Origin of the sequence: Paenibacillus sp. 1001270B_150601_E10, assembly GCF_015558675.1 — a bacterium.
GTDB lineage: Bacteria > Bacillota > Bacilli > Paenibacillales > Paenibacillaceae > Paenibacillus_B.
In genome coordinates this window covers 14,710-39,558 of sequence record NZ_JADMOL010000010.1, presented here as the reverse complement: position 1 = coordinate 39,558, position 24,849 = coordinate 14,710, and the positions used below count along the sequence as shown (strand labels likewise).

The window sequence follows — 24,849 nt, the reverse complement described above, 5'->3', positions numbered from 1 at the left end:
CGTTTGAAAAGGCTTCCTAAAACTACCTCTCCCTTATCAAGACTAACGGGTACATGAAACGATTCAGGCTTTCTAATATTCATGCATGGTTGGCTTCCTTCTCTTGCTCAAATGAGACACATCCCTTTTAGCGCATAAAAATAGCCCACACCGCTCCTTTCAGATTAGTGTGAGCTATTTTGCTTCCAAACATGACAAACTTTACAGCACTATGTCAACATTTGATTGCCTCGTCCTTAACAGGATGATACGGGTTAAAAACTGCGATTAGGTCGTAGCTTTGTTCGTTCCTGCTGTGCTGCGTTTCGATTTGCGATCGTCAAACTTCAGCTTGCGCTGGAAGTAGCCGAGCACAAGGTCGGATACAATCGCAAGCAGTGCGGCCGGAATAGCACCCGCGTAGATGCGCATCGGGTTCTGGCCGTTGATTCCGGCGTAGATCTCGCGGCCAAGTCCGTCTCCGCCGACCAGCGGTGCTATGGTAACGACTCCAATCGCGATAACTGCCGCAATCCGCAAGCCAGACATGATATAGGTCAAGGATAGCGGGAATCTAACCTTAAGAAGCAGCTGCAAGGGGCTCATTCCGATACCGCGTCCCGCTTCGATATAGCTTGGGTTTACCTGCTTGAGACCCACATACGTATTTCGCACGATAGGGTTCAAGGAATAGAATAGAAGTCCGATAATGACCGTCTTCGTTCCCAGCCCGATGACAAGCATCAATAGAACAAGCAAAGCCAAGCTCGGAATGACCTGCAAAATATTTGTTACGGCTAGAATCAGCTTGCCAAGCTTCTCATTTCTAGAGGCTAGAATGCCAAGCGGGATTCCGATGATGATCGCAAGACCAACACCGCTTAACACCATGATGACGTGAGATACAAAGTATTCCCACAAGAGCCCCGAGTTGCGGCTCATATAGGATATCAAATCTGAAAACGTCCACTGATAATCCATATGCTCCTCCTTTCTAGGTCCTACTTCTTCGTCAGGTAGCCTTGGTCTTCTAAATATTTCATGGCGACTTCACGTTCGCTCTTTTTCTCAATGTCCACTTGATAGCTCAAATCAATCATCGTTTGAGCATCGATCTTCCCAATCAGTTCCTGCACGACCTGCTGAATCTCAGGGTACTCCTTTGCGACCTCGCCTCGAATAACTGGCGATGCGTCGAATGGCGGGAAGAATTGCTTATCGTCTTCTAGTGTGACGAGATCATATTCCTTTAAGCGTGGATCGGTCGAATAAGCGAGCACGATATCCACCTGCTGATTGGAAGCCGCTTGGTATACCAAGCTTTGCTCCATCGGATACTCCTGCTTGAATTTGAAGCCATAAGCTTTCTGGAAAGCCGGATAGCCGTCGCTTGGGCGCTCCATCCAAGTGGTATCCACCCCAAGGCGCAGATTGTCGGCATCCTTTTCAACATCCGAAATCTTTTTATAGCCTCTTTCCTCGGCAAGTTGTCTGCGAACGGTAAAGGCGTACGTATTTTCAAATCCGAGTGAATCCATCCATACTAAATCAAACGTTTTCTTAAAGCCTTCCTGAGCTTGCTGCAGCACACGTTCACGATCCTTCGTCTCTTCAATCGGGAAATAGCCATTGAAGATCTCTCCGCTGTAGAGAGTCCCCATGTCCAATTCTCCCTTTCGTAATGACGTAAGAACAAGCGGGCTTGCGGCAAGGTCTGGAATAACCTTAACGCTAAGATCAGAGCGATCCTCGATCAATCCTTTATACATTTCAGCCAATATCTTGGTCTCTGTAAAAGTCTGCGTCCCAATGATAATTTGATTACCTGTACCGCAGCCGGTAAGAAATGTCGTCATCGCAACCAACAGGGCCATGATACCGGCTGTTAAGGTTCTTCGTTGTTTGGTCATATCCGATACCTCTCCTTCCTGTTAGGCTGTTACTGAGCTCGTACGGCCGTATTTCTTCGTCAGAATCCGTTCAATCCATCCAAGCAATGCATCGGTTATAAGAGCAAGAACAATCGCTCCTACCGCGCCTGTCACGATAAGCTCCAATTTATTGGTTCCAAGACCCGATACAATTAATTGTCCAAGTCCGCCTGCGCCAATCAAGGTCGCAAGCGTCGCCCAGCTGATAATGTATACCGTCGTAATTCTTATGCCTGACATAATGTAAGGCAAGGACAGCGGCAGCTGTATCTTTAGAATGCGCTGCTTCGCATCATAACCAATCCCTCTAGCAGATTCCAGAACACTTGGATCTACAGATTGGAAGCCGTCATAGGTGTTCCGCAGGATCGGCATGATGGAATACAGAAATAACGCAATAATAGCTGGCTTTAATCCGATCCCAAGCAAAGGAATTAAGATCGCAAGCAAAGCTAGACTTGGTATCGTCTGAAGCAGATTGGCAAGAAAGAATACAAGGCTGTTTAGCCACTTGAAGCGGTTATAGACGAGCAAGATGCCAAGCGGTATGGATATGAGGCAGCCTAGCAGTACAGAGGATACGGTAATGAGGAGATGCTCCTGCAGGGCAACGCCTATGTCCCCTGCCCGTTCTTGTAAGAAGGTCATCAGTCCATTCATGCTTACGCCTCCTCTCCGAGGTTCGAGGCAAACTGTTCAACGATCGTCGGATATACCTCATTCAAGTGCTGTACGATACTACCCCGAGTCAGAAGTCCGACAAGGCGTCCATCATCATCTACAACGGCAAGATTCGTCAAGCGTGCGTTACTCATGATCTCCACAGCCTCTGGCAGCGATGTGCCCGGAGAAACCTGATATCCGATCGGACGCATAATGTCCTTGACGGTCATGTTCTCTTCTCCATATTGCTTCATCATGCGATAGATGGACACAATGCCAAGCAGCTTGCGGTTGCGATCGACGACAAACAAGCTGTCTACCTTGCGGCCAGACATAATCTTGATCGCCTCTGCAAGACCCCGGTTCGGCGTGATCGTAGCCGGCTGTGTCACCATCACTTCTGCAACACTCGAAACGCGAATCGATTCAGTATCTACGGTTCCATTCTCATTGGTTTCATCTTCAAGGCGCTTCTGTCCGATGAAGGTGCGTACAAAGTCATTCGCCGGATGTCGGAGAATGCTTTCAGGCGTGCCCGTCTGCACGATCTTCCCATCCTTCATCAGCACAATCGTATCTGCTACCTTAATCGCTTCATCCATATCATGCGTTACGAAGATAATCGTCTTATTCAGTTCCTCTTGCAAACGAATCAATTCATCCTGCAATTGCTCACGGCTGATCGGGTCAAGCGCACTAAACGGTTCATCCATCAGGATGATATCCGGATCTGCAGCAAGTGCACGGATAACGCCGATGCGCTGCTGCTGCCCGCCGCTAAGTTCGGATGGGTAGCGGTCACGATAAACTTCTGGATCAAGGTTAACCATTCGCATCAGTTCGTCGACACGCGGTTCGATTTTGGATGGATCCCATTTTTTAAGTTGAGGGATTACGGCTACATTCTTGCCGATCGTCATGTGTGGGAAGAGCCCTACATTTTGAATGACGTAGCCAATGTTGCGTCGGAGCTCAACGGGGTTCTTCGTCATAATGTCTTCGCCGTTGATGAGTACTTTACCGGAGGAAGGAGTAATTAATCGATTAATCAGCTTCATTGTCGTGGATTTACCGCTACCACTTGGACCGATGAATGCTGTAAGTTCTCCCTTTTTTATCGTTAGATTGATGTCAGTCAAAGCCTGAAAGCCATCATCATAAACCTTATTTACATGTTGGAATTCAATCATTCGCATGTCACCCCACTGCTGTTTTTTGTCTATTTTACCTTTACACACATTTTTTAGACTTTAAACACATTTTTGTATAATAAGTCACAGCAATAAGAATTCAACCAACTCCTTACACTTTGTTATGTCCAAAAAAGAAAAACCCTAACAAGAAGATGATCGTCATCGAGATCATCCCGCTGCTAGGGCTTACAAGAATAGAAAAAGCCTGATCACTCAGGCCATCAATTCTAAAATGAATAAGTTTAGCCCCATCTACAGCTGACGAGGTTAGCTGACGGACTCGGAAAAGATGGTTTCCTACACAGGCTATGCTGTGACTCGCCCCAAAACGTGGTTCCCCCGCTTTTCTTTTCATGAAAGAAAATTAAGCATATATCTAGGGTATCGAATATTTGAATATTCGTCAACCCTTATATCCCACTGTTCTTATCGCTTATCTGATTATATTGGGTCCATTTCATGAATATTCTTGGAAAATAAAGTCAAAATTCATTATCGCTTGCTAGCCCTTGTCCAGAAGCCGCCGTGGAACTGAGTCGGCTCTAACGTAACGATAAAGGCCTTCGGATCAATGTCGACGATCGTCTGATAAAGACGCGCTTGATTCTTGCGGCGAGCAAGCACTTCAAGCATTAGCCGTTCCCCGTCTCGCCCGTAACCCATCCACGTCGTCACCCCATATCCAAGATCACGGAGTTGGTTCGGCAGGGTGCTTCTTGGATCATTGATAATCACGCGAAGCGTAACATACCCAAGGGCAAGCTTGTTCTCGATCCAGGAACCAGTCAGTACGCCAAGACCGTATCCCGCGGCGTATACAATGAGGCTAATAGGCTGATCCAAATATTTCAGCACCATATTAAGACCCAATACATAGATCGTAATCTCAACAAACGCGATAGCTGCCGCCAAATATTTTTGTCCCTTTAGAGTCAGGATCATTCGAAGGGTTAAGCAGGACACGTATACAATTTGGATGACAAAGATCGTTGCTAAAAGACCCAGCACAATGTTTCCCCCTTACCAAAAGCCATGCCTCTCATCGATGCATTCCTTTCCATTACCCTCATTTTCGTTTGCTCAACCAATAAATGTGAAACGTCGCTTATTTATTGAGCGTAAAAGGCTATACATGGAAGGATTAACGAACCGATCTATCGATATACGAAGGGGAGACAGAAATGACGCCTTTTGAAACGAAGGAGCAGCTGGAGCTTGAATTACATGAGATTACGACATGGGAAAAGGAGCAGAAGGATTTATGGTTCTGGGAGAAGATTGGAAGGCTTCCCTTTCAATTTCTGGATAAGCTTACACCTAAGGCTGTCCAGCGCAAATTAGGTTCTCTGCTTGATGAACTTGGCAGCTACATTCAGAGTGGCGGCAAATATCTTGTATCCGAAAAACAAGTGCTGAACAAGCTGCAAGCGAACTATACGGAATATTGCAGGCAAAAAGGGCTGTCTATCGACGCAGAGGGCATGCCAAAGGTTCAACAGTCAGAATATCGTCTGGGGGACGTCAAACATCTGCCTCTCGCGGTAAAGGATTATACCGCAAAGCAAATGAGGGAGGACTTAAAGTCGGTTGCAAGCATTCAGGGCGCTGCAACTGGAATCGGTGGCATTTTCACCTTAAGCATTGATATTCCTGCCATTCTTGGCATGTCTCTTAAGGTTATTCAAGATACGGCGATCGCCTACGGCTTCGACCCCAATGAGAAGCAGGAGCGCGTATTTGTCGTCAAATGCTTGCAATTCGTCTCCTCCGACATTGTGGGCAAGCAGACCATTCTGAATGAGCTGTCTCACTTTGATGAGATGGAGCGCTCACGCGAAACCTTATCGGAGCTTCAAGGCTGGAGAGAAGCCGTCATCGCCTTCGCCGACAATCTCGGCTGGAAGAAGCTCTTTCAGATCGTTCCTATTGCAGGGATCGCGATCGGCTCTATCATGAACCGCTCCCACATCCATGATGTCGCGGAAACAGCGCAAATGATGTACAAAAAGCGTGCGATTCAAGCTCAGATAAAAGAGCGTACAAGCGCTGAAATGGGAGATTCAGATCAACAAGGATTGATAGACGATCTTGAGCCGAAATGGTGATATAGGTGTACCTTTATGGGGAAGCCGAGAAGCCTCTCATATATAAACCTCCTTGCAGCAAGAAGACTTTCATCATATCTTGCTGCAAGGAGGCCATGCATAGAAGACTCCGTGATAATTATAGATCATTGGATGTTGAGCAAATGATACGCAATAAACGTTTGCTCATTCCTTATCATTTGCTTCATTCTTCAAATAAGAGTGGATAAGCTCCATGTTAAGATGCTTCCGAGTAAGATCGGCAAGGCGATCATAGGCCTGCTCACGCTTCTCCTGATAGTGAAGCGTGATAGGCAGTGCCGGCAAGCCTTTGCTTGAACGGACCATGTTCAACCAATGACGGCGGAACGAATCGTGATGAAACACGCCGTGCAAATACGTGCCAAACACGAGCCCATCCTCACTAACCGCCCCTTCTAGCAGGATTGGCTCTTCCTCTACTTCATGAGATCCAGTAGAGCAGAGCTGTGAGAAAGGCAATAACTCATGATGACCCGCCGAATCATGGGTGGACGTTCCCATATGAATCTCATACCCAGTCAGCTCTTCCTTGTGCAGGCTCTGCCACTTGCCATGCTTCGCTGCAATCTTGCCCTTTACCTGCTCCGTTCGCTTCTCCAGCAAAAATGATGTCCTCACAGGAAGAAGCCCTAAGCCGAGAACCTCAGTTCCAGGCTCTGCCTCTGCACCGTATGGGTCTTCAAGCTTCAGGCCAAGCATCTGATAGCCGCCGCAAATGCCTACGACATGCGTTTCCTTCCCTTCCAGCTGACGAAGCTTGCGTATATCCTCAATCCCCTGCGCAAGTCCAGTAGCACGAAGCCATTCCAGATCTGCAATCGTGCTCTTCGTCCCGGGAATAAGAATAATATCTGGACTGCCAAGCTCTTCTACACGGCGCACATATCTTACGCGAACATCAGCTTCCGCATGAAGCGGATCGATATCCGTGAAGTTGGAGATGCGAGGAAGAGCCATAACCGCAATGTCCAGATCATTCTCTGGATCAACTCTGCCCTTCCATTGTTCCAATTGAACGGAATCTTCCGCTTCAATGTCCAGATCATTGGCATACGGAAGCACGCCAAGCACGGGCTTGCCTGTACGCTCCTCCAGCCAGGTCAGACCCGGACGAAGCAGCTCTACATCCCCTCGGAACTTATTGATAATAAAGCCTACGACTCGATCTCTCTCATCTGGCTCAAGTAGTTCCAGCGTGCCCACGATAGAAGCAAATACCCCGCCTCTATCAATATCAGCTACAAGGATAACAGGCGCATCCGCCCATTTCGCCATATTCATGTTCACGATATCATTCTGCTTCAGGTTGATCTCCGCTGGACTTCCGGCACCCTCCATCACCACGATATCGTATTCCTCTTTCAGCCTGTTCATCGCAGACGTAACGATATCCTTAGCCACAGGCAAAAAGTCCGATCGATAATTGCGAGCGCTCATATTCAAATAAGGCTTGCCATGCACCACAACTTGTGACTGCATATCCTGCATAGGCTTAATCAGCACAGGATTCATATCTGTCGTCGCCAGTATCCCGCAGGCTTCCGCCTGCACCCCTTGCGCCCGCCCGATTTCCTTCCCGTCAGGCGTTACATAGGAATTAAGCGCCATGTTTTGCGATTTGAATGGAGCCACCTTATAGCCATCCTGTTTAAAAATGCGGCACAATGCGGTGGTAACCACACTTTTCCCGACATCAGAGGCAGTCCCCTGAAGCATGATCGCCCGGCCTTGCACAGGCTTTGACACTGGATGTTCGTGAGTCATATGGATCCTTCTTTCTACTCTTACAAGTTAAGATTCATCACTACGGTCATAAACAGCAAGGTCAAAGACAACTCTGCAATACAGCCGTAGGTATCTCCCGTCAGTCCGCCCAGCTTGCGCGAAATGCCTCTTGAGAGGGCAAACGAGAGCAGCAGGCTCAGCAATAAAAAGACGATCAAAAAGTATTCTGGTCTTAAACGCCAATGCTCCAAGCCGCTAACGATGCCATAGGAGGATAACCAGGTAACATCTCCTAGCAGCATTAACGAAGAAAAGAGGAAAAGAAGCATAAAGGCAACGACCAAATACATACCCTTTATGCCATGGAATAGGACGCCTAATCCTGAATCTGCTCTAGCATGCGGTTCTTTCGCAATCGCCCATACCATCGCGAATCGGCTTCCGAGAAAAGGAAGAACGACGAAGAGACCCCAAGCGTCATATTGAAGCAGAGTTGCTATCATCGACCATTGCAGCAGCAGCACAATAAAGCAGACGATAACCCCCATAGCTCCGACACGGCTGTCCTTCATAATCTCTAGGATTCGCTCCACGGTTCTGCCGCTTAATAATCCATCCGCGGTATCCATAAGCCCATCCAAATGCAGTCCGCCGGTCAGCATAATCATCACAACCAGTACAAAGGCCGCAGCAGGCCATGGAGGGAGCAGACTTCCGAACAGAAGTCCCGCTCCCCATGTGATCAATCCGATGAGCAATCCCGTAACGGGAAAGAACACCGTACTCCGCTTTAAAATATTTGGAGTAAACGGAACTTGGACTGGGATCGGAATCCGAGTCAAAAATTGAATCGCAGCTACAATGGCCTGTGCCCATGCCTTCATAGCTCCACCATCCGCTTTTTCAACTCAATCGGGATTCCCGCAGTCACGAGATAAACCTCTTCCGCCCGTTTTGCTATCTGCTGATTAAGGCGGCCTGCCGCATCGCGGAACACTCGTCCAAGCTTATAGGCAGGGACAACCCCGCTTCCTACCTCGTTCGATACAAAGACGAGCGTGCCAGGATATTCGCTTGCCGCATCAACCAGCTCCTGCATCGCTTGATTCAATCGCTCGTCGCAATCCGCCTCCTGCTCAAGAGCAAGCAGTTCATTCGAGAGCCATATCGTCAAGCAGTCCACAAGCACTGTTTTTCCCTCGCAAGAGCTGAGGAAGGCAGGCAGCTGTCTAGGACACTCTGCCGTATCCCATGCATAATGGGCCTTCTCTCGATCCTCCTGATGAAGCCTGATCCGCTCTTGCATCTCCTCGTCATGAGCCTCGGCAGTGGCAACGTAAAGGGCTCCACCCGGCGCATGCTTGCGAACATAAGCTTCCGCAAACGTGCTCTTGCCGCTTCTTGCTCCTCCCGTTACGAAGATGATCCGTCCGCTCATCACGCTTCCTCTTTCCCAGATACGCCTGCTTCTGCAAATGTCGCCATCTCGCGCATAATGCGGCAGGATGCATCAACCAATTGGAACATCAAAGCTGCGCCTGTTCCTTCTCCTAAGCGCATATTCATATGAAGAGGCGCTGTAAGCCCAAGCTGCTGCAGCAGTGCTTGATGGCCCTGCTCTTCGGACAGATGTGAGCCAATCAAGTAATCCTTCACTTCTGGAGCGAGATTAGCCGCGAGAAGCGCCGCAGCCGTCGAAATAAAGCCATCGATTACAACTGGCGCACCATGACTCGCCGCTCCAAGGATAACGCCAACAAGACCAGCAATCTCCAAGCCGCCAATCTTAGCAAGCACATCAAGCCCATCGTTCGGATCCGGTTTGTTCACCTCAAGAGAACGTCTTACTACGTCGCACTTGTGCTTCCACTGCTCATCGCCAATCCCTGTACCGCGGCCAACAGCTGCCTCTGGCGTAATGCCTGTCATGGCACAGAGAATCGCTGCGCTTGCAGTCGTATTGCCGATTCCCATTTCACCAGTTGCAAACATGCTGTATCCTTGCTTTACAAGCTCCGATACGGTATCGATACCTGCTTGTACCGCCTCAATCGCTTCCTCTTGAGACATCGCAGGTCCTTTTGCCATATTGTTCGTGCCATACTTCACCTTGCGAGAGATCAGCTTTGGATGTGTAAGCTCTGCATTTACACCAACGTCCACACAGAATACATCTGCTGAAGCCGCTCGTGCGAGCACATTCACGCCTGCGCCGCCATGAAGGAAGTTGAGCACCATTTGCGGTGTCACTTCCGCAGGGAATGCACTGACGCCTTCTTCGACAACGCCATGGTCTGCAGCCATGACAACAACCGCTTTCCGTTCGAAGAAAGGCTTTACCTCTCCTGCGATTGCCGCGAGCTTAAGCGATAAGCCTTCAAGCACACCCAAGCTTCCCGGTGGCTTTGTGAGCTGATTCTGATGATCAAGTGCCGCTTGCTTCATATCCTCATGGATTGCTGGGATTGCTGGAATCCAAGTTTGTTTTGTCATGTTAACCTCTCCATTCATACGTGATTGATCGATTCAATGCTTATTCTTAGATGCATGTTCCTATAGGTTGAAATGAAATCGGATCGCTGCATCACGTTACTGCAAAGGCCATGGCCTCGCGATCGTGGTGGTTTGAACCTAGATAAAGTTCTAAGACTTAACGATTCTTCGAATACTTATCGGTACATACGAGAACCTGAGGCTTCTCTACTTCCGGATGGGGGACGATAACCGTTCTCGTCTCGAATACTTCTGACAAGATCTTGGTGCTCATAATCTCCTCAGGGGCTCCATCTGCTACAAGGTGTCCCTGATGTAGAACAATCATTCGGTCGCAATACAAGGCTGCAAGATTCAAGTCATGCAATACGGACACAACCGTCAGGCCGCAATCCTGCTGCCATTCGGATATGACATCCATGAATTGTACCTGATGATGAATATCCAGATAAGTCGTTGGCTCATCAAGCAATACCAAGCTTGGTGACTGAGCCATAAGCTTGCCTAACGCCGCACGCTGGCGCTGGCCGCCGCTTAGCTGTTCAAGCGGCTGCTCTGAAAGTTCTGTGAGTTCAAGCCGTCGCATAATATCATCAACGAGCTTCGTACTATCCGTCTTCTCACTGCCGAACCAGGATTGATGCGGAAATCTTCCCATCTCCACAATTTCTCTCACGGTAAAGGGCAGTGAAGGAAGCGCCTCCTGCTGAAGGACGGCCATCAACTGTGACAGCTCCTTCCGCTTGTAGGACGCAATCGGCTTATCGTACACCTCGATGTGTCCGGATTGCAGCCGTTCTGCTCGGGATAAGAGGGACAGTAGGGTTGACTTCCCGCTGCCATTGGGGCCAATAATTCCTACCCATTCCCCGCTTTTCACATGAAAGGAGAGCTCTTTAAGAATCGTCTTTGATCCATAAGCATGCTTCACCCCTCTAATCTGCAGCGCATTAGGGGTGACCGCATGTATCTGAGGGTGGTCCTGCCTGCCCCATTCCGTATGATGCACAGGATTCGACATCGGCTTCACCCCGTCCGTTGTTTTTTCTTGTTGCGTATTAGCAAGTAAGCAAAGAATGGTGCGCCAACAAAGGCGGTTACCACTCCAAGCGGAATTTCCGTTGGTGCTAGAATGGAACGAGCGATGGTATCAGCCCACATTACATAGATGGCTCCTCCAATGGCAGACATCGGCATGAGGAGACGGTAATCGGGACCGATCATCAGTCTTAACATATGCGGAACAACAAGTCCGACAAAGCCGATGACCCCGGATACCGATACAGCACCTGCAGTAACCAGTGTTGCGGTCAGCAGGACAATCCACTTCGTACGCTCCACATGCAGTCCAAGATGAGCAGCCTGCCGCTCTCCCAACGCAAGCAGATTGAGCGGTCTTGCATACGCACACAGGACGATAAAGGTTATCAAGAAGTAAGGCGCTATGATGGATACATAAGGCCAGCCTCGCAGTGCGAGACTTCCCATCGTCCAGTATAATATATCATTCACCGTCTGCTTGGACATGGACACCATAAAGGATACGAACGCTCCAAGAAAGGCATTCACGACGACCCCTGACAGAATCAGCGTTTCAATTGCCATCTTCCCTTGATGTCTTGCCATCAATAACACGACAAGCAGTGTCATGACTGCAGTAACAAACGCCACAATCGGGATCGACCATTGGCCAAACAATGCCAGCTGCAAATTGAAGGTAATGAGCACAGCCGCTCCGACAGAGGCGCCTGAAGATACACCCAGCGTGTAAGGATCCGCAAGCGGATTGCGAAGCACTCCCTGAAAGGCTGCACCAGCCGTCCCTAGCGAGGCTCCAACAAATAGCGCAAGCATGACCCGCGGAAGGCGAACCTTCATCATAATTTGTGCGGAAGCATCCTCCCATGTAGGTGGAAACCAGTCTCCAAGACCTGGGATATGATGAAGCAATATGCGAGTGATCTCGCCGATTGGCATATGCACCGAGCCAACAGCGAGGCATCCTACAATGGACAATAGGAGCAGCGTTAATCCCGCTGCTCCTATTGCTGATATTCGGCTGAAACCCTTGGTTGATTTCACTTGGTTCTCCGTCATCATCTACATCCTATCTTACTTGACAAGATCGGGATAAATAGCATTTGCGACTACCTTGAGAGCGTCTGCCAGACGTGGGCCTGGGCGGCTAATCAAGTTGGAGTCTACGCCAATGACTTGATTGTCCTTCACCGCTGTGATCTGATCCCAGCCTTGGCGGCCTTTAATCAACTCTTCAAGTGGTTTGTTTGTCTCTGTATCAATAAGTCCGGCTGAATATAAAATGACATCCGGATTGCTTTTAATAATATTTTCTTCATTGATATTGATCCAGCCTGTTTCTGCTGCAGCAATATTCTCTGCACCTGCGATCTCGATCAATTCATTCATGAATTCTCCTTTACCAACCGTCCAGCCTGGAGAGAACTCTACGTATACTTTCTTCTTCGCAGCAACATCCTTCACAGCTGCTTGCACATCTTCACGCGCTTTTGTCAGATTGTCTACAATCGCTTTTGCTTCTTGCTGACGATCAGTAATTTCGCCGTACAATTCAATGTTTTTAATCACATCGTCATAAGACTTTGGATCAACCTTAAAGATCGTGATGCCAAGGTCACGGAACTTCTTCACGACATCTTCCTTCATAGAGATGCCTGTGAATACGATGTCTGGCTTAGCCGCAATGATCGCTTCCTCATTCGGCTTCGTAATGCCGCCCATCTTAGGCTTTGATGTTGCAGCCTCAGGATAATCATCATAGTCAGACACGCCTACGATCTCTTGATCAAGTCCAAGCGCAAACAAGGACTCCGTTTCCGCAGGGGACACCGATACAATACGCTCTGGGGCCTTCTCGAATGTAAACTCTTCACCTGTTGCGTCCGTTACCTTCAATGGGTATGTCGTCTTCATCGAATCTGTAGCAGTCGATGTATCGTTATTTGTTGTTTGTTCTGCAGCTTGGTTATCGCTTGTAGTTTGTGTATCGGCTGTATTTCCACCGCATGCAGCAAGCATCACAGTCAAAGCAGCGATCATAACGACAACCAAAGACTTGTTCCACCATGTCTTCATGTAGGTTGTTCCTCCTTATCATTCCTTCTAACGAGTGTGTAAGATCCAGCGATTCGGGATGCGCGCCTCCCGCCCTACCGTTAAGAATGTCAAAAAAATCCCTCCAGCTCCGAATATGGAGACGAGGGATTTACGTTCAAAGGGGTATCTATGCATCACGTCTACTGCAACATGCACTCCGTTGTACACTCAGGTTCTAGCCATTAAGAACGATTGACTGCACGACGAATGATAAATATCCTTGACGACTTCCCTATTCCTCGAGGGCTCTTATTCGTCCATCTTCAGGCAGGTCTCCTGACTTCGGGCATTTAGCTTCCTCGCCTTCCCATCATATCTCATGACAGTGGCTTATGAGGAGATACATCCCTTACAGTGGCGGGACCGTACCGGATTTACACCGGTTTCCCTTTTCACTCGTCTAGTCAGCCTAGCAGCTAACCAACAAGACCTGAAGCATGTTCTTTATGAGGTTGTGATCTCGCTTGAACTCAATGATTGATTATAAGGGAAGCTCGTCCATGTTACAAGGGTTTATATCATTCGTCACAATGTCACCTTATTTCCATAAGAGAAACATGATGGATATTAAAGAAAAAGTCTGTCCACTATACGCATGTAAAACTTCTCAAACTCTTCTCTTGGACCACCTTGCAAAACGAAGCACGAAATCGATCGATTGACAAGGAAATTAGAACCAACTTTTCTTTGCCTATGCGGAAATTGTAATATGAATCGATAAAAAATAAAAAAGCGGATAGCTGACTTGCAGCCATCCACTTTTTTTACACTAGACCTTATTTAAGATTTCCTGGCACAGACTTGGTCAATCTGCCCGTCTTCACTAGTGCTGCTGCAGCTGCTGCTGGACGAATCACTTTCATCGCGTTTCACCTCCTTGCATAGATCGGCGCTCAAAGAAACAGGCACTTATCCTATAGAACACTAAGCCTGTTCTGCCGCCCTTGCATACTCCCAAATGGCCTGCAGGGTCTTCTTAATCTGGCGTTTTTCATACGAGCATGGACGATTTCCTGTACGCATGCGATACAACGGGCAATGGTTGCCCTGACAGGCTGGACGGAAGAAGCACGCTTGACACTTCTCGTCTTGCTCCTCGCCCGATGTCGTCCAATAGGCAATCTTGTCATAGTCCAAATGAGCCATACCGTCGGAATCGAGCGTTCCCACTTGATTGAAGTCTTCGTGAATCGCTACCGAGCATTTGTACAATTGTCCATTTGAGCCAACAACAAGGGAACTTGGCTTTGCTGCATAGCAGATCGCAGCTGTCGGCATCAGAATGTCCGTAATTGCTGAACTGATGGCTAGACCTTGTCGGATCGCCTCGCGGTTAAATGCCCAGATCATCTCATCCTTCGTTCGCTCGTCACATACCGGCAAATGAAGATCGTTCTCTCCTCCCATACAGCCAACTGGACGGAAATACATCTTAAAGCGATGATCATCTGCGAATAAATCACGCAGCGTGGGAATAAAAGCAGAGACCGCTTCAAGATTGCTATTGTCAAAGTTCACTCGAATGTTCACTTCAAAATCTGCGTCAACCTTTTTCATATTCATCAAATTGTTCACAATGGTCGAATAGGTTCCGCGACCTCCGTTAAGGCCTCGACGCACATTATGAACGTCTTCTGGCCCATCCAAGGTGATCATAAAACGATTGATCTTCCAGTTCAGCAGCTTCGGAAATAATTCCTCCGTGATATAATAGCCGTTCGTCGACATTTCCGCGCTGTAGTTGACGCCATGCCGTTCTGCTGAATCCATGAATGAATGCGACAGCTCTTCAATAATATGAGGAACAAGAAGCGGCTCCCCTCCATGCCAGCTGATGGCAAGCTCTCCAAGCGTATTCGCTTTTTGCTCGATGTATGCCTTCAAGCCTTGAATCGTTTCATCGGTCATGCGGCCTCTTGGAAAGTCTTCATAACAGTAGTGACAGCGAAAATTGCAGGCCTCCGTCACAAGCAGCACCAAATGCATGAGATCTGTCCGATACATGGATTGATGCAAAAACGCTGCTCGGCGCAGCTCATCAGTCTGTTCAGGCACTAAAAATCCATGCTCCACAAGCTCTTGATACAGCTTGTTTCCCGCAAGCATCTCCATCTCAACGCCGCCTTGCTTCAACGCATCCTTAACGGCATGCTGTTCCTGTTCGCCAAAGGAGGCAATAGCCCCAGTGTAGCTGTTATATAGAATCATCCCACCATCTTCCGTATGGGATTGTGCGTTAAAACGCGATGATACATATCGCTTAGTCTTCATCATCATGGTCCTTCCCTCTTTCTCTCCAAAACCTTTATCATGATGAACGATCTTTGACCGTTTGACTATGCGTGACGTCACGATATTGAAAAATTCCTATCGAAGTCCTTCAATAGGAGCGACCGCGTTTGGAGTATGTCTTATCGCCACTTCAAATTGGTTTCGCCTATAGGGAAACTTACGCATTCATTGCTAATAAAAAAGTCGAGAAGAACAGCGGAACAAGCCAGCTGCATATCGATGCTGGCGTTCACGTCTTGTTTCCTTCTCGACTTGTTATGAAAAAAGGCAGAATATTTAAACTTTATGCGGCTATTCGTCTGCCGGGATTAAGCCTGCATGCAGCTATGAAAGGCTCTCAGCACGCAAAAATGACCATTTGTTCCCTTTTACCTGCGCCACCAACCGCATGCCGCCTCCATTCGGTGCCTGCACGTCCCAGAATGAGGACTGCGGAAAAGCAAGGGTATACAGTCGTCTCACGACTCCGCCATGCGTGACAATGAGCACATCGCATCGTGTGCTTGGCTTTTCCAATCTATTCTTTCGGGTTTGAAAGCGCTGGTTCCGTATACGACAAGGCTTGGCGCTTCTTCTTCGGCTGTAGCCGCTTCTCGCTCTAGAGCCGAAGCCTGCATGCCGCTTGGCATGATTCCATATATCGTGCCAAGCGGCTTCGGTTCTTGCTTCGAAGCTCTGCCACGATTCACCGTCTGGCGGGGTGACCGCTGTCATGTCATCCAGCCAGGCGCGGTATGCAGGGTCCGCTTGCAGGTCCTGATACGTCAGGCCCTCCCAGCGACCGAAGTCAAGCTCTCGCAAGCGGGCATCCCGCACGGCATAGCGCGCGCCGTGCGGACACACTCGCGCCAAGGTGCTGGTGCACCGGCGCATATCGCTCGCATAAGTGAGCGGCTTCTCCGCCGCAAGCTGCCGGCGGAGGGGAGCCAGTGCCGCGCCAGCCTCTGGCAGGAGCGGCACGTCCGAGCGGCTCACGTAGCGCCGCTCGACATTGGCGCGCGTCACACCGTGGCGCGCCACCGCAATGCGCACAAGCCTAGGTGTGCGCATTGCGGCCCTTTCGCGGCGGGCTGGGCGATTCATAGCAGCCACCCGCCGCGAAGCAAGAGCGCGGCCAAGCCTAGGGCCGCGAACAACAGCGACGTGCCGCGTAGAATGCGGCACGAAGCAGGAATGTGCTTCGCCGCGAGAATCTCCAGCGGCTCGCCCATATACTCACGGAAAGAGCGTACGCCCTTATACACGTTGAAGCCGCCTAGACGGATATGAAGGGCTCCCGCTACAGAAGCCTCCGGCCAGCCGCTGTTCGGACTCGGATGCTTTTTCGCATCCGACCTCGCGGTCTGTATCGCCCGCTTCGCATCCCCGATTCGGAACAGCCATGCCGCAGCGGCGATCAAGCAAGCTGTGATGCGCGCAGGTATCCAGTTGGCCAAGTCATCCAGCTTGGCCGACGCAAATCCAAGCTGCTCGTATTTTTCATTTTTATAACCGACCATAGAATCAAGCGTATTCACAGCCCGATATGCCATGGCAAGCGGCGCACCGCCGAGCAGCGCATAGAATAACGGTGAAATGACCGCATCTACAATATTCTCAGCCACCGTTTCTACGGTAGCACGCACCAACTCTGGCTCGTCGAGTTCAGCTGTATCGCGACCCACGATCATGCTCGTTTCATAGCGCGCGCCATCCATATCGCCCTCTGCTAGCTTCCGATATACATTCATTCCAGCTTCCTGAAGCCCCTTTACTGCAATCGTGGTCGCAATCAGAAGGGCCTCGGCTCCCCATGCAAGCCAAGGGTGAATAAGCGACAGCGCCCATAGCAATAGCCAAGTAATGCCATAGGCTCCCCCTACAATCACAAGTGGGAGCATAAATCCTGCTGCCTTTAGGTTCTTAGGCGCAGCTTTCCTAAGAAAGCGCTCCATGCCCGAGATGCATCGTCCGATGGCAATCACCGGGTGAGGCAGCCATCTTGGATCACCTAGAAGACGATCCCATATATAGGCTAATGTCCAGAGGATCCCAGCAATCAACGGTCCCTCTCCTCTCTGTTCTAGCAGCCTTTACAACGCTTCCTAATCTTCGCTTTGTGTTCGAACGGCTTCATAAACCGTTTGATACACAAGCTGGCCAGCACTGCAGCCTAATGTTGTTGCTGTTCCGCCATAAAGGTGCTCTCTTATGTATGTGCCACGGTCCAACACCGCTATGACGACCGTATCTGTCGTTGTTCCAGTCGCAATCATTCCCGTCTCGCGATCTTGAATCGCAAGGTCGGATAGTGCAGCTGACTTAGCCTCAGCCGCGACCATCAGCAGGTTCCATACGGCTGCATCCGTTAGCTTCCCATCTAGAACGATCACCGTATTGATCGTGCCTGGCTGCTGCCGTTTAACGTTCTCTTGAGCTGTTTCCTCTGATTCGTCTGAATCTTCCAACGTCAAATAAGAAGAAAACACCTCTCTTGGAACACCTGCTCTAGCCGCGTTCGAAGTGCCTGCAGTTGAGCAGCATAGCAACGAGAACTCGTCGCCCGCCATTTCCTCTACGGATAAATGCGTGATTTTTGCAGCCGTAATAAGCCCAACCGTATCAGCTGGCTCATAGCGCCACTCCATGCAAAGATCCTTCATATATTGCACAGGATCATTGCATACAAAATGTTTGTTGACCATATGATTGATAATGCAATTCCCTGTCGTCTGCCCGCCGTTGAATACCGCACTGCTCCATATGCGGGCTTGCTCGGGAAGTTGAATCACAACATGACCATCTCTCCAACTTATAGACAGGTCGTGAATGCAAGTTGATTCATACTTTACCATTCCTTCACGATATGGCTGCATGTCATCCTACCTTTCCTTTATGACGTGAGCTTCAACCCTTGCATACGTCCAATTTGCCCGAAGGGCTTGCTTCAGCCAATCCCTACAAATTTCAGCGACCTTCATTCAAGGCCATCTTCACCAATCCGGTCCATGGTAGACTCCGATATCGTAGACACAATGAATGAATGGTTGAAACCTGAACTGCATTATGAAGAGGAGGGCTGCTCCTCTGCAAGCACTTGTCTTAACGTATGAATCAGTCTCTCATTCGAAGAATGATCCTTAACTGCCAAGCGGAAGTGTCCATCTTGGAGCCCTTCATACATAGCACAGCTTCGGATGAGAATGCCTCTCCCACCTAGCGCCTGTTGCAAGCTTGCTGCCGTCCAAGGTGTCTCGATATGACATAGGAGAAAATTAGCCTGACTTGGCCATGTCTCCAAACCTAGGACACGAAGTTCCGCACGCAACCACTCACGCTCCTTCACGATAAGTGTTCTCGTTTCTTCCTCATACGCGGCAACTTCCTCGCGATGCTTTGGGTCAAACAAGGCCTCGCCTGCAGCAAGCGCGAGTCCATTAACGCTCCATGTCACCTGCTTGTCCTTCATGCCCTCGATAAGAGAAGGATGAGCGATGGCATAGCCAAGGCGAAGTCCCGGAATCGCATAGAACTTCGTCAACGAGCGTAGAACAATGAGATGACGATTGTTCTCGCACAACCGGTACAGAGAATTCACTTCTGCTTCGTCTTCATCGAGAAAGTCAATAAACGCCTCATCGACGATAAGTGTATGGTTCTTTTCCGCTGCAAGGTTAGCCGCTTCTGTTAGCACTTGACTGGAATACAGGACGCCTGTTGGATTGTTCGGATGACCGACAAAGCATACGTCTCTTTCTGCTGCCAGCTTAAGCAGCTCCTCAGCAGGAGCCTGATAATCCAGCTCTTTAGAGCCTCTAATCGCAATCACTTTCGCATCGAATTGCTTCGATAAAGCTTCATACTCAGAGAAGCAAGGTGCGATAACACCAACGGTTGTGGGCTTTAAGTAAAGCAGTGCCAGAGCCATGCACTCTGCCGCACCATTGCCTATAAGGAGGTACTCTGGCTCCACGCCAAGACGCTCTGCAAGATAGCCCTTCATTTTCCGATGCCCAGGGTCAGGGTATTGAAGCATCCGCTCCCACGATTGTTGAAGCGCTTGCTGCACGCAGGATGGAGGCCCGAGAGGATTAATATTCGCGCTATAATCTAAAAAGGCCTCAGCTTGTCCGCCAAATGCCTTTGCCGCCGTCCATACATCTCCGCCATGTCCATATTGCTCGATCTTACCGATGTTCAATTCCTCCTTTTGACCTGCTTTCAACTCTTTCGCCATTTTAAACCTAACATGGTTGGATTTCAACGAAATGCCAAAAAACATTGGTGAATCAAACACTGTAACGAAACTGTTAAATGTTGTATAATGATTGAGATTCTAGCGTATACCAGATCAGAGGATCTGTTTCGGGTAAGGAGGGCTATTATGTCGGTGCATCATAAAACAGCTTGGGCATCGCTGATTGCCGCCATCTTGGTCAGCTTGTATTATGGATTTGTGTTGTTCTCTCTCAAAGGCAACATTGCTTTATACAACAGTGAAATGATGGCGCTTGCAAGAAATGTATTTGGAATTGCCCTCGTCTTTCAGTCGCTCATGTACTTTACAAACTTCATGTCGAAAGATGAGCCGGAAGACAAAGAAATCTCGCGTCAGGTCTCGAACCGCGCGAACCAAGCCTCATTAATCTTCCTAGTTCTAGCCGTAGCTGGCTGTGCCTTCTATTTAATCTACATTTCTGATACTCGCACGCTTCTCTTGTCTCCTCTCGTATGTGCACACCTTCTCGTCAGTATTCTACTTGCTGCCTGGATGATTAAGTACATGGCGGAGCTCTTCATCTATTATCGCTCCTTCCATGACAGAAGCTCTAGCTCAGATGATGCTGAAATATAGTGAAAGCGATTACTTTGATAAGCGATGCATAGAAGACGATCTGTTGTGGAAACATCTGCACAGGTCGTCTTTTCGTATGAACGCTTTTTATTTGAATGGCTGTTTGTGTTTCCTGCTCCTTCGTTTAATATATAGATATCATCTTGTACATAAATGAACTACTGGAGGTCGCTATGAAATTCATTGACAATCAGGGCATAACAGATCCTAGAATCAACCTTGCCATTGAAGAATTCGTCTTAAAGCATCTCCCCATGGATGGGGACAGCTACTTGTTGTTTTATATTAACGAGCCTTCGATCATTATCGGACGCAACCAGAATACGATCGAAGAAATTAATATCGATTATGTGAAGGAGCAGGATATTAAAGTCGTTCGCCGCTTATCCGGTGGTGGAGCGGTCTATCACGATACTGGCAATCTGAACTTCAGCTTCCTGACAAGGGATGACGGAGAATCGTTCCACAACTTCCGCAAGTTCACACAGCCTGTTATCGATATGCTTCAATCCTTAGGCGTTGACGCCGAGTTGTCCGGCCGCAACGATATACAAGTCGGCGAGCGCAAGATCTCAGGCAATGCCCAATTCTCAACTCGCGGCCGCATGTTCAGTCACGGCACCTTGCTGTTTGATTCCCATATGGAGCATGTTGCTTCCGCTCTTAAGGTAAAGCAGATCAAGATTGAGTCCAAGAGCACGAAGTCTGTACGCGCACGTGTTGCGAATATCGTGGAATTTATGAATGAGCCGATGACCATCGAGGAGTTCCGTGCAACGCTCTTGCGTCACATTTTCGGCATGGAGCCGGATCAAGTGCCTCAATATGAGCTGACTGAAGCAGATTGGGCGAAGATCAAGGAGATTTCTGAGGAGCGCTATATGAATTGGGATTGGAACTACGGTCATTCTCCTAAATTCAATGTGCAGAACGCAAAAAAATTCCCAGGCGGCATTATCGATGTTCGATTGGACGTTAAGGATGGTCGAATCGAGAACGCGAAGATCTATGGCGACTTCTTCGGTATCGGCGAGGTAACCGATGTAGAAGACATGCTGACCGGTATTCGTTTCCAAGAGCAGGCTGTTCGCGAAGCTCTTGCTGAGCTTGATATGAAGCATTACTTTGGCAATGTGGAGAAGGACGACTTCATACAATTGCTGCTGCTTCAGCAGTAATGCTTCGATATATAAATATAAAGCTGCCCTCAGCACAAAGCTGAAGGCAGCTTATTTGATCTTGGTCCCGTTGTTTGGTGTGCTTTAATCGATTGACCGTAAGCGCTCTACAATATGGGTCCCTTCTAATTTACGCAAAGGCAGTATGGATGCAATAAGGCACAGAAGAATGGCAGACATGACCGCTATCGCCATGAGGTCTACTGGCAAGTTCCATTCGATCGTTCCGCCATCCAAAGCTCGAAGAAGAATGGATAAAGCGCCACCTATAACAGCTCCTGGAATGGATGCCCCTATTCCATACATCGCCGCTTCCCATCGAATCAGCGTTCGCAGTTGTTTAGGTTGCATACCGATGGCTTGCAGCATGCCGAATTCCGTCATACGAGTATGGATGTTGGTATACAGGGTATTCACCATATTCAGTCCCGCAATGATGATAATAATGCCGATAAATATCCAGCCGAGCATGGAAACTTTCGCCCTAGCCTGCAGCATATCCTCTTGTGCATCCTTGTAGGATACGAGACTGGCTCCCTTCACTTCTCTCTTTAAAGCTTGAAGGTCCCTGTCTAGGGAATCTGTGTCAGAAGTTGAATTCGCACCGATCAAAAAATCAAAAAATTGAAGGGAGGAATTCGGATACTGTTTTTTATAAACTTGGTCCGACATGATAAAATCATAGCCTAACGTGTCGGAAGGTCGCTGATAAGCGTGACCGCGAACGACAGCACCAACTAGAAAGTCAAGATCTCCAATCTTAATACGATCTCCTTGCTTAAAATTAGGGATCTCACCTAATTCCTCCATTTTCATCGGATTAATTACAGCTACTGCATCTCCCCGCTCGATTGCCTCCCAATCCGCCTTGCCAGATGAAAAGGGTCTCAAATCTCGCAGCATGGCTTCGTTGTAACCAAATACTTCCGCTGTTACACCAGCAGGCACGGCAATTCCATAATCACGCGCAGGTCTCGGAGACTGTTGACGGACAGTACGCATATCATGCAGATCCCGAACTTTCTCTGCTAGTGCGGCAACCTGTAGATCTGAGAACCCACTGTTCGGGAACTTTTTAGCATCGATATATAGTGCGTAGTCACGGCTCAGTTGTTGATCAATACCGTCATCGGATTGAATGGATTGCGTAAATGACTGCACCGTTATAAAGACAACGACCCCGATAAAGATGGATAGCATCGTCGCGATTGTTCGAGCGCGGTTACGATTAACGCTCATTCTCGCGAACCACAACAGAACAAAACGTGACGGCAGTTTTCTATTTATCGTTTTTTGCTTGGTGAGATGAATGCTTGCCTGGCCGGCTGCAGCTGTGATTGGCATGACTCTTGAAGCTGCTCTTGCAGGGCCAAGTACAGATAGCCCTGTAGCGACGAGCGCAACCGATCCGGAAATTATAAATGGGACCAACGAGATATGTCCATCTCCCACTATCTGCGATATGTTCTCTTTCGCATTCCCACCAAATAATTCGGGATTCAACAAGCTGATGAGTTGAGGAGCAAGACTGTTCGCGATTACCCACCCCAGGAGCCACCCTATCGGAACGGCAGCCACACAAAGCACCAAAGCTTCTCCAAGCACCAGTATCCTGATCTGCCTCTTAGTAGCCCCTAATACGCTTAAAATCCCAAATTGACTTGATCTTCGTTGGATGGAAATATGGAAGACGTTATAGATAATCAGACAGGCCGTTGCCAAAATGATTGTTCCAATCAAAATCCAGCTTAAGCCGGTGTCCGAAAACGTGCTGCCGCCATAACCGAGAGCTTGAAGCAGCCTATCATTATACATCACTTTTTTTGCTTCAATACCATTGTCTGCAGCTACTTGCCTAATGACATCCAACGGATGAAACCCATCTTTAACAGTAAGGAATGCGGAATACGATTGATATTCAACGGGTAGAAGCTTGGAGGCGGCCTCTGGTGTTACGAGCCCGACGCCGTAATGCCCCCATGTCGAGCCCGGAGCATTTTCCAGAATGCCTGAAAGCTTAAATGTGAGTTCTTTTTTTAATGGCGGAAGGCCCTCACGTCCCGAGCTGTCTCCGCGAAGATCCACTTGGAGTACGACATTATCCCCAATGGCAGCAGACATCCCCATCCCTTCTATGACTTGCTGCTCAAGGGCAATCTCATTAGACTGCTTCGGAAAGGCGCCTTTGCTTAAGCGAAGGCCAAGCATATGACGAGCGATGTCGTCAAAGCCCTCGATCACGATATCCATGCTTCCTTCTTTTGTTGATGAGGTGCCTAAAGGGAGACTCGATCCCGCTTGTTCAAATCTCTCATCCTTCTTCATAGACTGCACGGCCTCTTCATCCATGTTCGGCAGAATAGCATGATAGGTCCCCGCAATATCCTTAGCTTGATCAATCATCGCCTGCCTCAGTTGTCCATATGCTAATCCTAGTGTTGTCATGAGGGTAATCGACAAGAGAATTCCAATTGCCCCGAGACCGAGCAATAACGGTTGCCATCGAAGAGAGCGTCTGATATATAAACGGATAACATTCAATGGAGGTCACCTGCCTCGGTCACCCAGCCATCCGTGATATGAATGGTTCTCCCTAATCGTTCTGCCACCTGTTCATCATGAGTAATGACCACTAGTGTCTGTGCATGATCACGAACGGTTTGCGCAAGCAGATCCATCACTTCCTTACTGCTCTTGGAGTCCAGATTTCCTGTAGGCTCATCTGCAAAGATCATTTGAGGCTTGGCAGCTAAAGCCCTTGCAATCGCTACTCGCTGCTGCTGTCCACCTGACAGCTGTCCCGGCAAATGGTGCAGTCGATCCACAATCCCAAGCTTTTCACAAAGGGTCCTTACCTCATCTCGGTCAGGCCGCCTTCCATCCAATAATAAAGGCATAACGATATTTTCCTCTGCCGTAAGGATTGGAATCAGATGAAACGCTTGAAATACAAACCCATATTGCTGCCTCCTGAACTTAGCGCGCTCCGATTCCGGAAGTGCATATAAATCAATGCCGTCAACCAAAACTGTTCCGGCTGAAGGGAGATCAAGACCGCCTAGCAGATGAAGAAGTGTGCTTTTTCCGCTTCCGCTTGCACCGACGATGGCAACAGATTCATTTTTACGGATGGAAAGATCCGTTGGGTGCAGGGCCTGTACATAAGCATCACCCTGTCCGTATGATTTCGCCAACTGTCTCGTTTCCAACTGCATGGTCATCACAAAAAACCTCCCTGAGCTTTTATTCAAGGAGGAGTATAGGGCAAAAATCTATACAATTTATAAACGAATTCAGATG

General features: G+C 48.7%; 22 protein-coding genes and 2 riboswitches. Of the genes, 3 read left to right on the top strand and 19 right to left on the bottom strand.

The genetic code is table 11. The annotated features are described in order from the left end of the window. Positions 1-267 precede the first annotated feature (267 nt). From I2H74_RS19245 to I2H74_RS19225, 5 genes are all read right to left on the bottom strand, one after another. A complete protein-coding gene (locus I2H74_RS19245) occupies positions 268-960 on the bottom strand; it encodes an ABC transporter permease (protein WP_195575866.1) in 693 nt (230 codons plus the stop codon). 20 nt (positions 961-980) lie between these two features. After that, a complete protein-coding gene (locus I2H74_RS19240) occupies positions 981-1,889 on the bottom strand; it encodes a glycine betaine ABC transporter substrate-binding protein (RefSeq protein ID WP_195575865.1) in 909 nt (302 codons plus the stop codon). A 21-nt stretch (positions 1,890-1,910) separates the two neighbouring features. Continuing rightward, on the bottom strand, positions 1,911-2,570 hold the full coding sequence (locus tag I2H74_RS19235; RefSeq protein ID WP_195575864.1) for an ABC transporter permease: 660 nt from the start codon (positions 2,568-2,570) through the stop codon (positions 1,911-1,913). A gap of 2 nt (positions 2,571-2,572) precedes the next feature. After that, positions 2,573-3,763 carry an ABC transporter ATP-binding protein gene (locus I2H74_RS19230; protein ID WP_195575863.1) on the bottom strand — a complete coding sequence of 397 codons (1,191 nt, stop codon included), beginning with the start codon at positions 3,761-3,763 and terminating at the stop codon, positions 2,573-2,575. A 244-nt stretch (positions 3,764-4,007) separates the two neighbouring features. After that, positions 4,008-4,147: riboswitch (cyclic di-AMP (ydaO/yuaA leader) on the bottom strand. Between the two features lie 111 nt (positions 4,148-4,258). Next, positions 4,259-4,774, bottom strand: coding sequence for a DUF2179 domain-containing protein (locus I2H74_RS19225; RefSeq protein WP_195575862.1), 516 nt, complete (start codon positions 4,772-4,774; stop codon positions 4,259-4,261). A gap of 173 nt (positions 4,775-4,947) precedes the next feature. Between I2H74_RS19225 and I2H74_RS19220 the strand changes: the two genes are divergently transcribed. Further along, on the top strand, positions 4,948-5,871 hold the full coding sequence (locus tag I2H74_RS19220; RefSeq protein ID WP_195575861.1) for an EcsC family protein: 924 nt from the start codon (positions 4,948-4,950) through the stop codon (positions 5,869-5,871). A 165-nt stretch (positions 5,872-6,036) separates the two neighbouring features. Here the strand turns inward: I2H74_RS19220 and I2H74_RS19215 are convergent, their stop codons facing one another. The 12 genes from I2H74_RS19215 to cobD form a co-directional block, all read right to left on the bottom strand. Then, positions 6,037-7,656 carry a cobyric acid synthase gene (locus I2H74_RS19215; protein ID WP_195575860.1) on the bottom strand — a complete coding sequence of 540 codons (1,620 nt, stop codon included), beginning with the start codon at positions 7,654-7,656 and terminating at the stop codon, positions 6,037-6,039. Positions 7,657-7,676: 20 nt separating this feature from the next. Continuing rightward, on the bottom strand, positions 7,677-8,501 hold the full coding sequence (gene cobS / locus I2H74_RS19210) for an adenosylcobinamide-GDP ribazoletransferase (protein ID WP_195575859.1): 825 nt from the start codon (positions 8,499-8,501) through the stop codon (positions 7,677-7,679). Next, complete coding sequence (gene cobU / locus I2H74_RS19205; RefSeq protein WP_195575858.1) at positions 8,498-9,055, bottom strand: bifunctional adenosylcobinamide kinase/adenosylcobinamide-phosphate guanylyltransferase; 558 nt, start codon at positions 9,053-9,055, stop codon at positions 8,498-8,500. Before cobU ends, cobS begins: the two co-directional genes overlap by 4 nt. Next, complete coding sequence (cobT, locus tag I2H74_RS19200) at positions 9,055-10,110, bottom strand: nicotinate-nucleotide--dimethylbenzimidazole phosphoribosyltransferase (protein ID WP_195575857.1); 1,056 nt, start codon at positions 10,108-10,110, stop codon at positions 9,055-9,057. Before cobT ends, cobU begins: the two co-directional genes overlap by 1 nt. 157 nt (positions 10,111-10,267) lie before the next feature. Then, positions 10,268-11,131 (bottom strand): ABC transporter ATP-binding protein, encoded by an 864-nt coding sequence (locus tag I2H74_RS19195; RefSeq protein WP_195575856.1) that lies wholly within the window; start codon positions 11,129-11,131, stop codon positions 10,268-10,270. 5 nt (positions 11,132-11,136) lie between these two features. Continuing rightward, complete coding sequence (locus I2H74_RS19190) at positions 11,137-12,210, bottom strand: FecCD family ABC transporter permease (protein ID WP_420707467.1); 1,074 nt, start codon at positions 12,208-12,210, stop codon at positions 11,137-11,139. A gap of 12 nt (positions 12,211-12,222) precedes the next feature. Further along, the gene (locus tag I2H74_RS19185) at positions 12,223-13,224 is read right to left on the bottom strand and encodes an ABC transporter substrate-binding protein (protein WP_195575855.1); all 1,002 of its coding nucleotides are present in this window, start codon (positions 13,222-13,224) and stop codon (positions 12,223-12,225) included. A 269-nt stretch (positions 13,225-13,493) separates the two neighbouring features. Further along, positions 13,494-13,694, bottom strand: a riboswitch (cobalamin riboswitch). 475 nt (positions 13,695-14,169) lie between these two features. Continuing rightward, the gene (locus tag I2H74_RS19180; protein ID WP_195575944.1) at positions 14,170-15,516 is read right to left on the bottom strand and encodes a radical SAM/SPASM domain-containing protein; all 1,347 of its coding nucleotides are present in this window, start codon (positions 15,514-15,516) and stop codon (positions 14,170-14,172) included. A 345-nt stretch (positions 15,517-15,861) separates the two neighbouring features. After that, positions 15,862-16,587 (bottom strand): histidine phosphatase family protein, encoded by a 726-nt coding sequence (locus I2H74_RS19175; RefSeq protein WP_195575943.1) that lies wholly within the window; start codon positions 16,585-16,587, stop codon positions 15,862-15,864. Positions 16,588-16,616: 29 nt separating this feature from the next. Continuing rightward, positions 16,617-17,579: an adenosylcobinamide-phosphate synthase CbiB gene (gene cbiB, locus I2H74_RS19170; protein WP_195575854.1), complete on the bottom strand. Its 963-nt coding sequence runs from the start codon at positions 17,577-17,579 to the stop codon at positions 16,617-16,619. A 42-nt stretch (positions 17,580-17,621) separates the two neighbouring features. Further along, entirely contained in the window at positions 17,622-18,392 is a 771-nt protein-coding gene (locus tag I2H74_RS19165) for an adenosylcobinamide amidohydrolase (protein ID WP_195575853.1), read from the bottom strand. Positions 18,393-18,580: 188 nt separating this feature from the next. After that, positions 18,581-19,711 carry a threonine-phosphate decarboxylase CobD gene (gene cobD / locus I2H74_RS19160; protein ID WP_324254113.1) on the bottom strand — a complete coding sequence of 377 codons (1,131 nt, stop codon included), beginning with the start codon at positions 19,709-19,711 and terminating at the stop codon, positions 18,581-18,583. Between the two features lie 189 nt (positions 19,712-19,900). On the opposite strand from cobD, the gene I2H74_RS19155 reads away from it, so the two are divergent. Beyond that, positions 19,901-20,371, top strand: coding sequence for a phosphatase (locus I2H74_RS19155; protein ID WP_195575851.1), 471 nt, complete (start codon positions 19,901-19,903; stop codon positions 20,369-20,371). A gap of 173 nt (positions 20,372-20,544) precedes the next feature. Continuing rightward, complete coding sequence (locus I2H74_RS19150) at positions 20,545-21,549, top strand: lipoate--protein ligase (RefSeq protein ID WP_195575850.1); 1,005 nt, start codon at positions 20,545-20,547, stop codon at positions 21,547-21,549. Between the two features lie 84 nt (positions 21,550-21,633). Here I2H74_RS19150 and I2H74_RS19145 read toward each other — a convergent pair whose 3' ends face one another. Beyond that, on the bottom strand, positions 21,634-24,090 hold the full coding sequence (locus I2H74_RS19145) for an ABC transporter permease (protein ID WP_195575849.1): 2,457 nt from the start codon (positions 24,088-24,090) through the stop codon (positions 21,634-21,636). Further along, positions 24,087-24,770: an ABC transporter ATP-binding protein gene (locus I2H74_RS19140; RefSeq protein WP_229106851.1), complete on the bottom strand. Its 684-nt coding sequence runs from the start codon at positions 24,768-24,770 to the stop codon at positions 24,087-24,089. Before I2H74_RS19140 ends, I2H74_RS19145 begins: the two co-directional genes overlap by 4 nt. Positions 24,771-24,849: the final 79 nt, after the last annotated feature.

Excerpts from the sequence above, each read along its gene's own strand:
- I2H74_RS19245 (WP_195575866.1), bottom strand. The coding sequence starts at position 960 with ATGGATTATCAGTGGACGTTTTCAGATTTGATATCCTATATGAGCCGC.
- I2H74_RS19240 (WP_195575865.1), bottom strand. The coding sequence starts at position 1,889 with ATGACCAAACAACGAAGAACCTTAACAGCCGGTATCATGGCCCTGTTG.
- I2H74_RS19235 (WP_195575864.1), bottom strand. The coding sequence starts at position 2,570 with ATGAATGGACTGATGACCTTCTTACAAGAACGGGCAGGGGACATAGGC.
- I2H74_RS19230 (WP_195575863.1), bottom strand. The coding sequence starts at position 3,763 with ATGATTGAATTCCAACATGTAAATAAGGTTTATGATGATGGCTTTCAG.
- I2H74_RS19220 (WP_195575861.1), top strand. The coding sequence starts at position 4,948 with ATGACGCCTTTTGAAACGAAGGAGCAGCTGGAGCTTGAATTACATGAG.
- I2H74_RS19215 (WP_195575860.1), bottom strand. The coding sequence starts at position 7,656 with ATGACTCACGAACATCCAGTGTCAAAGCCTGTGCAAGGCCGGGCGATC.
- cobS (WP_195575859.1), bottom strand. The coding sequence starts at position 8,501 with ATGAAGGCATGGGCACAGGCCATTGTAGCTGCGATTCAATTTTTGACT.
- cobU (WP_195575858.1), bottom strand. The coding sequence starts at position 9,055 with ATGAGCGGACGGATCATCTTCGTAACGGGAGGAGCAAGAAGCGGCAAG.
- cobT (WP_195575857.1), bottom strand. The coding sequence starts at position 10,110 with ATGACAAAACAAACTTGGATTCCAGCAATCCCAGCAATCCATGAGGAT.
- I2H74_RS19195 (WP_195575856.1), bottom strand. The coding sequence starts at position 11,131 with ATGTCGAATCCTGTGCATCATACGGAATGGGGCAGGCAGGACCACCCT.
- I2H74_RS19190 (WP_420707467.1), bottom strand. The coding sequence starts at position 12,210 with ATGATGACGGAGAACCAAGTGAAATCAACCAAGGGTTTCAGCCGAATA.
- I2H74_RS19185 (WP_195575855.1), bottom strand. The coding sequence starts at position 13,224 with ATGAAGACATGGTGGAACAAGTCTTTGGTTGTCGTTATGATCGCTGCT.
- I2H74_RS19180 (WP_195575944.1), bottom strand. The coding sequence starts at position 15,516 with ATGAAGACTAAGCGATATGTATCATCGCGTTTTAACGCACAATCCCAT.
- I2H74_RS19175 (WP_195575943.1), bottom strand. The coding sequence starts at position 16,587 with ATGCGCACACCTAGGCTTGTGCGCATTGCGGTGGCGCGCCACGGTGTG.
- I2H74_RS19165 (WP_195575853.1), bottom strand. The coding sequence starts at position 18,392 with ATGCAGCCATATCGTGAAGGAATGGTAAAGTATGAATCAACTTGCATT.
- I2H74_RS19155 (WP_195575851.1), top strand. The coding sequence starts at position 19,901 with ATGTCGGTGCATCATAAAACAGCTTGGGCATCGCTGATTGCCGCCATC.
- I2H74_RS19150 (WP_195575850.1), top strand. The coding sequence starts at position 20,545 with ATGAAATTCATTGACAATCAGGGCATAACAGATCCTAGAATCAACCTT.
- I2H74_RS19140 (WP_229106851.1), bottom strand. The coding sequence starts at position 24,770 with ATGACCATGCAGTTGGAAACGAGACAGTTGGCGAAATCATACGGACAG.